The 7,143-nt window shown below is 68.6% G+C and carries 4 protein-coding genes; 1 reads left to right on the forward strand and 3 read right to left on the reverse strand.

What is annotated here, in order from left to right:
- Positions 1-214: 214 nt before the first annotated feature.
- The 3 genes from I0Q12_RS10395 to I0Q12_RS10405 form a co-directional block, all read right to left on the reverse strand.
- A complete protein-coding gene (locus I0Q12_RS10395) occupies positions 215-2,383 on the reverse strand; it encodes a beta-glucosidase (RefSeq protein WP_197251845.1) in 2,169 nt (722 codons plus the stop codon).
- An 826-nt stretch (positions 2,384-3,209) separates the two neighbouring features.
- Entirely contained in the window at positions 3,210-3,938 is a 729-nt protein-coding gene (locus I0Q12_RS10400) for a response regulator (RefSeq protein WP_197251846.1), read from the reverse strand.
- A complete protein-coding gene (locus tag I0Q12_RS10405) occupies positions 3,935-5,488 on the reverse strand; it encodes an ATP-binding protein (protein WP_197251847.1) in 1,554 nt (517 codons plus the stop codon). Before I0Q12_RS10405 ends, I0Q12_RS10400 begins: the two co-directional genes overlap by 4 nt.
- Positions 5,489-5,720: 232 nt before the next feature.
- Here I0Q12_RS10405 and I0Q12_RS10410 point away from each other — a divergent pair, with 232 nt between their 5' ends.
- Positions 5,721-7,100, forward strand: a complete 1,380-nt coding sequence (locus I0Q12_RS10410) for a cation:dicarboxylate symporter family transporter (RefSeq protein ID WP_197251848.1) — start codon at positions 5,721-5,723, stop codon at positions 7,098-7,100.
- Positions 7,101-7,143 lie beyond the last annotated feature (43 nt).

The raw sequence follows: 7,143 nt of genomic DNA on the forward strand, positions 1-7,143 counted from the left end.
GTCGGACGCGGTGGCGATGTCGACTGCGCGCTCGTCGCCGGGATCACCGACGACGAGGACGGCACGGTTGTCGAGGTTGGCGATGCGCACGGTTCGTTCTCCTTGGGGGCTCCGGCTGAGCGTTCCCACTACTACTACCGGACTCGGGCCACCCGGGAATCACACCGGCCCTCCGTACCGGGTTCGGGGACGGTCGTGGCTCGTCGTTCTCGGGTCAGCTGCCGAACAGCGCGTTCGTCAACGTCGTCTCGGCGGTGAGATCGAGGCTGTCGGCGGACTTGCCCACCGCGACCTTGTACGTCCCTTCGGTGATGCGCCACTTGCCTGCAGTGCCGTCGAAGCGCGCGAGGAGTCGCGGCTCGGCAACCAGTGTCACTCGGTGCGATGTGCCGGGTTGCAGCTCGACGCGTTCGAAGCCGAGCAGCCGCTGCCGCCGCTCGCCGGCTGCCTCGGTGAGGTACAGCTGGGGTACGTCGGCACCGGGGCGGTCGCCGGTGTTGGAGACGGTGAACGTCGCGGTGACCGTGTCCCCGCCGGTCACGGCGAGGTCGCTGTACTCGAAGGTGGTGTAGCCGAGTCCATGACCGAAGGCGTACATCGGTCTGGCCCCGGTCTCGGCGAACCAACGGTAGCCGACCTCGGCGCCCTCGTTGTATTCGATCGTCACGGCGGTGCCCCACGGCGTCCCCAGCCCTGGCAGTTCCGGTCGTGGTGTCTGCTCGAGACTTTCCGGGAAGGTGATCGGCAGCCGTCCGGACGGGTTGACCGCGCCGCTGAGCACTTCGGCGATCGCCTGCCCGCCGGCCTGTCCGGGGTACCACGCCTGCACGATTGCCTTCACCTTGTCTCGCCACGGCATGGACACCGGGTTCCCCGTCTCCAGTACCACTATCGTGTTCGCGTTGGCGGACGCCACTGCGTCGATGACAGCGTCCTGACCCCACGGCAGCGAGAGGTCGGCTACCGTTGGTTCGCCGAGACCGGGGCCAGACCGATGTACGCCTTCGGTCATGGACTCGGCTACACCACCTTCGAGTACGCTGTCGAACCCCTCGCCCTCGACGCGGATCCCGAAGACGATCACCATGTCGGAGCGCTTCGCGGTCAACGCGGCCTCCGCCGGGGTATACCCGGGATCGAGGTCGAAATGCGCTTGGGGCAAGAATTTTTCGAGTTCCTCGAGCGGAGACGGTGGGAACAGGAACAGGTTGCGGTGCTTCCCCATGACGCCCGCTCCACCGATCTTGATCACGCCGGCAAAGCCGCCCACCGGGGCCACCGCTCCCGAGCCGGTGCCACTGATCACCCCTTGCTGCGCGTAGCCTCCGATGACCGCGATCGCGAGCGGCCTGTCCGACGGAATCGGCAGTACGCCGTCGTTCTTCAGCAGCACGATGCCCTGCCGTGCCCCTTCCAGCGCGATCCGGTTGTGCTCGGCCATGTCGACCTCCGGAGCCGGTCCCCATCGGTCGACGCCCACCGCGAACAGTGACCGCAGAATGCGGCGCACCATGTCCGACAGCCGCTCCGCGGGCAGCTCACCGTTGACGTAGGCATCCCTGAGCTCGTCGGCGAAGGGCTGCTTGCCCCACAACATCAGGTCTGCTTGGACACCCGACTCCTGGTCGAGGCCCGCGAGCGCGAACTGCCACTGCGGGGTTGCTCCCCAGTCGGACATCACGTACCCCGGGTAGCCCCAGGCGCCTTTGAGAACCTCGTTCAGCAGGTGGTGGTTGCCGCCGGCGTACTCACCGTCAATCTTGTTGTAGCCACTCATGATCGCGCCGGGCTGCGAGCGTTCGATCGCGATCTGGAACGTCAGCAGGTCCGATTCGCGGTGCGCATCGGGGTCGATGATCGCATCCAGCCAGTGGCGGTTGGTCTCGTTGCAGTTGAGCGTGTAGTGCTTCAACGTCGAGACGACACCCTGGCTCTGGATGCCGTCGACCTGCTCGGCGGCGAGAACCGCGCTCAGATAGGGATCTTCGGAGTAGTACTCGAAGTTGCGGCCGTTGCGCGGGTCGCGCGCCAGATTGCAGCCGCCGGCGAGCTGGACGTTGAACCCTCGGGCCCGCGCTTCGCGGCCGATCGCCTCACCCCCCTCGCGCACCAGCCGAGGGTTGAAGCTCGACCCCAGCGCAATCGACGACGGGAACGCCGTCGCGCCCTCGTCGTCCGGCCGGTAGCCCGGGTTGGTCACCCCCATACCGGCATCGCTGCTCTGAATCGCCGGAATCCCCAGGCGCGGCACACCGGGCGTGTAACCCGCGCTCATGTTCGTGACCTCTTCGGGGATCCGCGGATCGCGCGTGCCCGCCGCCGTACTCCCCGGTACTTCGCCGAGGACACTGATGAGCAGGGAGAACCGTTCGTCGTCGGTCATTTGCTCTTCGACTTCTCGCGCCCTGCGATCCGCCGTGGAATCCACCCTGTCGGCGCCAGACTTCGTCGTCACGACCTCGCCTCCTCTGCATCCGGTGGTCGTGCATCCGGTGGTCGGGCCGACGGCTTCGGGTTCACCCCACCTCGGACATACCTTCGGTAGCCGTGGCACCACCAGCGAGCGTCGCTGCCCCGTGGACGACCCTGGGACGCCCCCCGCACGGTTCGTGTGACCATCATTCGGCATCGGTCCACGACGACAGCGGCTACGAACCGATTATCCTCCCGAAAGCCTGTCCCGGGCCCCGGTTCATCGCCACGATCCGGGCAGTGTCCGCTGTCACGACCGGCGCAGGAATCCGACCCATCCTCCTGCGCACCGGCTCCGAATCGCTGATGGACGCTCGGAGGAGCGTTTGCGCGTCGAGCCGATCGACGCGTGGGAACGAGAAGGAGAACCATTCGTGCGAGCCCTGGTAGAAGCTGCTTTCCTCGCTGTCCACACGCCCCTCGTCGAGGCCTACACCTGGCTCCTCTCGGTGGTGCCGATGTAGGAACCGGCGCCCGGCGCCCAACCGGCCGGTGTCCCGGCGATGATCGAAGGAGAACGGTCCATGACTGCTGCGAGCGGTAGCGCCGACTCGGGCAGGGAAGCCCGTCCCGCCCGGCGAGAGAGGAGTTTTCTCGACATGTTCGTCCAGGCGTGCAACCGAAAGGACGCGCCCTACACCGATTCGAAGCAGTCGACTCGGGACCTCCGTGCGGCACGACGGGACCGGGACTGAGCCGATACGCCCTGCCCTCCCCGGTGACGGGACTGCACCCGGTCAGTCCGGATGCCGGTTCCCGTCACCCGGGGTGCGGCGGGGATTGCGGGCGTAGCGGACCTGAGGGCGGCCGGCCCGGCCGTATTCGGTGAGGCGGACGAGCAGACCGTCGTCGGCGAGACGTTCGAGGTACCGCCACGCCGTCACACGCGATACCCCGACCGCTGTCCCGACCTCGGCGGCGGTGCGGGGACCGTCCGCCTCGCGGAGGAACCCGGCGATCCGGTCGAGGGTCGCGGGGGAGATGCCCTTCGGCGCGGACGCCTTCGTGTTCGACGTGCGCAGCGCGGCCATCGCCCGATCGATATCGTGTTGCGCGACTGCGGTTTCCGCTGAACCCAGCGCGGTGCGGTAGGCGACGTAGTGCTCGAGCTTGTCGCGCAGCGCGGCGAACGTGAACGGCTTGAGCAGATACAGCACGATGCCGCGGGACACGGCGGTGCGGACCACTTCGAGATCCCGGGCCGAGGTCACGGCGATGATGTCCGGGCTCGGCCGCAACCCTCCCAGTGATGCCGCCACGTCGAGCCCGCTCATGTCGGGCAGGCCGATGTCGAGCAGGACCAGGTCGATCGGTTCGCCACGGCGTACGGCCGCCGTCGCCGCCCGCAGTGCGGCGGTGCCGGTGTGCACCTCGTCGACTACCACGAATCCCGGTATCCGCCCGAGGTATTCGCGGTGGGCCTGCGCGATGAGCGGTTCGTCCTCGACGATGAGCACTCGGATCACGAGCGACCCCCGAGGGGAATTTCCGCGACGATCATGGCGCCGAGGGACGGTACGGTGCGCAGGACCCCGCGGTGGCGGGCGACGACCTGCGCGACCAGTGCCAGCCCGAGTCCGCGATGTTCGGATTTCGTCGAATATCCGCGCTGCATCGCCTGCGCCAGGGTGTCCGGCGACATTCCCGGCCCGCTGTCGGCGACCTCGACGATCATCGTCGAATCCTCTTCACGAACAGTGACTTCCACCCACGGTTCGTCGGCGGCGCGGGACGCGTCGATCGCGTTGTCGATCAGGTTCCCGACGAGAGTGACGAGGTCGCGGGACGGCACCGACGGCACCGGACCGAGCGCGGTGTCCTCCGTGACGGTCAGTTCGACGCCGCGCTCGGCGGCCTCGTCGACCTTGCCGAGCAGCAGCGCCGCGAGCGCCGGTTCGGCGACGTCGGCGGTCAACCGGTCGATGAGGTTCTGGGACACCGCCAGCTCGCGCGTCGCGAACGCCACGGCCTCCTCGGACCGGCCCAGCTCGACCATCGTGATGATCGTGTGCAACCGGTTCGCCGACTCGTGGGCCTGGGCCCGCAGCGACTCGGCGAACCCGCGCACCGAATCCAGCTCTCCGAGCGCGCCGCGCAACTCGGTGTGATCGCGCAGGGTCACGACTGTCCCGATCCGCCGGCCCTCCCACTGCACCGCGTCGCTGCCCACCACCAGCACCCGGTCCCGGGTCAGGTGCACCTCGTCACGCACCTCCTCGCCGGTCGCGAGCCTGCGCAGGGTCTCCGGCAGCGACTCGAACGACACCGGCCCGGACCGGAGGCCGAGCAACCTGCGGGCCTCGTCGTTGACGACGTCGACGCGCGGTGTCCCACCGCCCGACGTGCCGAACACGACCAGGCCCTCACCGATCGCGCGCAGCACCGCGTCGTGATGCTCGTACATGCGCAGCAACTGGTCCGGATTCAGCCCCAGCGTCTGCCGCCGCAGCCGGCGGGCGATGAGCACGGCGCCGGCCGCGGTCACCGCCAGCCCCGCCGCGACGACCGCGACGATGCCGGGCAGGCCGCGCAGGAAGGCCTCGGAGATGCGCTCCCGGGTCACCCCGACCGACACGAACCCGGCGAGCGTGCCGTCGTCCGCGTACACCGGGGCGATCGTCCGGATCGACGGCCCGAGACTGCCGGTGTACGTCTCGCTGTACGTCTGCCCGGCACGGGCCTGCTCGATGTGGCCGGTGTAGGGAAGCCCGATCTGCTCGGGCACGGGATGGGTCACCCGGATCCCGTCCGGGTCGACGACCACGACGAAATCGACGCCCGTGGAGGTGCGGATCCGCTCGGCGAGCGGCTGCAGCGCCGCGGTCGGATCGGGGGACCGCAGACCTTCGGCGACGTCGGGGAGCTGGGCGGTGGTCACCGCGACATCGGTCACGGCCAGGCGGGTCGTGGCGTCGGCGTCGCGGCGTTCGTCGACGACGAACAGCGCCCCTGCGGCGATCGTGACCACGGTGAACACCACGAGCTGCAGGATCAGTAGCTGCCCCGCCACGCTCATCGGCCGGCGTGTGCCGTGACGGTTCACCGGCGACCTCCCGTGAACACTATGTACGCAATCTTCTCCGTGCGCCGACCCACCATCACCATTTTGGTAGGTGGAAGTGATACCGGTCACCACCCGGGCGTGGAACATCCCTACCAGGGTCCCGCAGCAGCCGGCCGTACCACGGTCGAATCCCGAGTCCTACCGGCTGCCACCGAATCCGTATCCGTGATCGAAGGGCAACCCCATGAGCACCACAGCAGTGTCTCTGCGCAAGGACCGGGCGTCCCGGCGCAAGGACCGGACCCACTGGCTGTACATCGGCGTCGTCGTCGCCGTTGTCGCCGGTGTGCTGGTCGGCTGGCAGGCACCGGACGTCGGCAAGTCTCTCGGCATCCTCGGCACCACGTTCGTCGACCTCATCAAGATGATGATCAGCCCGGTCATCTTCTGCACCATCGTGCTGGGAATCGGCTCGGTGCGCGCGGCCGCCAGCGTCGGCCGCATCGGTGGTCTCGCCCTGATCTACTTCGTCGGCATGTCGACGGTCGCGCTCGGCATCGGCCTGTTCGTCGGCAACCTGCTCGACCCGGGCAGCGGTCTGACCCTGGACGCATCCACCGCATCCTCCGGTGCGGCACTGGCCGAGAAGGCCCACGAAGCCGGCGGCACCGCCGAGTTCATCTCCGGGATCATCCCGACCTCGATGCTGTCCGCGCTCACTTCCGGCAGCGTGCTGCAGACCCTGTTCGTCGCGCTGCTCGTGGGCTTCGCGATCCAGGGCATCGGCAAGTCCGGTGAGCCGATCCTGCGTGGCGTCGCGCACGTGCAGAAGCTCGTGTTCAAGATCCTGACGATGATCCTGTGGCTGGCCCCGATCGGCGCGTTCGGCGCGATCGCCAATGTGGTCGGGCAGACCGGCCTGAGCGCGGTCCTCCAGCTCGGTGCGCTGATGCTCGCGTTCTACCTGACGTGCCTGGTGTTCGTGTTCGGTGTCCTCGGCACGTTGCTGCGCGCGGTCGCCGGGGTCTCGGTGTTCAAGCTGGTCCGCTACCTGGCCCGCGAATACCTGCTCATCTTCGCGACGTCCTCGTCCGAGTCGGCGCTGCCGCGCCTGATCGCCAAGATGGAGCACCTGGGCGTGCAGCGCACCACCGTCGGTGTCGTCGTACCCACCGGCTACTCCTTCAACCTCGACGGCACCGCGATCTACCTGACGATGGCCGCGCTGTTCGTCGCCGACGCGATGGGCCGCCCGCTCGCGCTGGCCGAGCAGCTGTCGCTGCTGGTGTTCATGATCATCGCGTCGAAGGGTGCGGCCGGGGTGACCGGCGCCGGGCTCGCCACCCTCGCCGGTGGGCTGCAGAGCCACCGCCCGGACCTCGTCGACGGGGTCGGCCTGATCGTCGGTGTCGACCGGTTCATGTCCGAGGCGCGTGCCGTCACGAACTTCTCCGGCAACGCCATCGCGACCCTGCTGATCGGCACGTGGACCAAGACCGTGGACCGTGCCCGCGTCGACGAGGTGCTGGCCGGCCGGTTGCCGTTCGACGAGTCGATGCTCGGCGACGACGACGGTCACCCGGTCCCGGAGAAGGAACCGCAGCTGCAGAAGGTCGCCGTGTAGCGCGACCCGTATCCGCCCGCCGCGGCCCGGACTCCCCACGGAG

Source organism: Rhodococcus sp. CX (assembly GCF_015865005.1).
In the GTDB taxonomy this organism is placed as follows: Bacteria; Actinomycetota; Actinomycetes; order Mycobacteriales; family Mycobacteriaceae; genus Rhodococcus.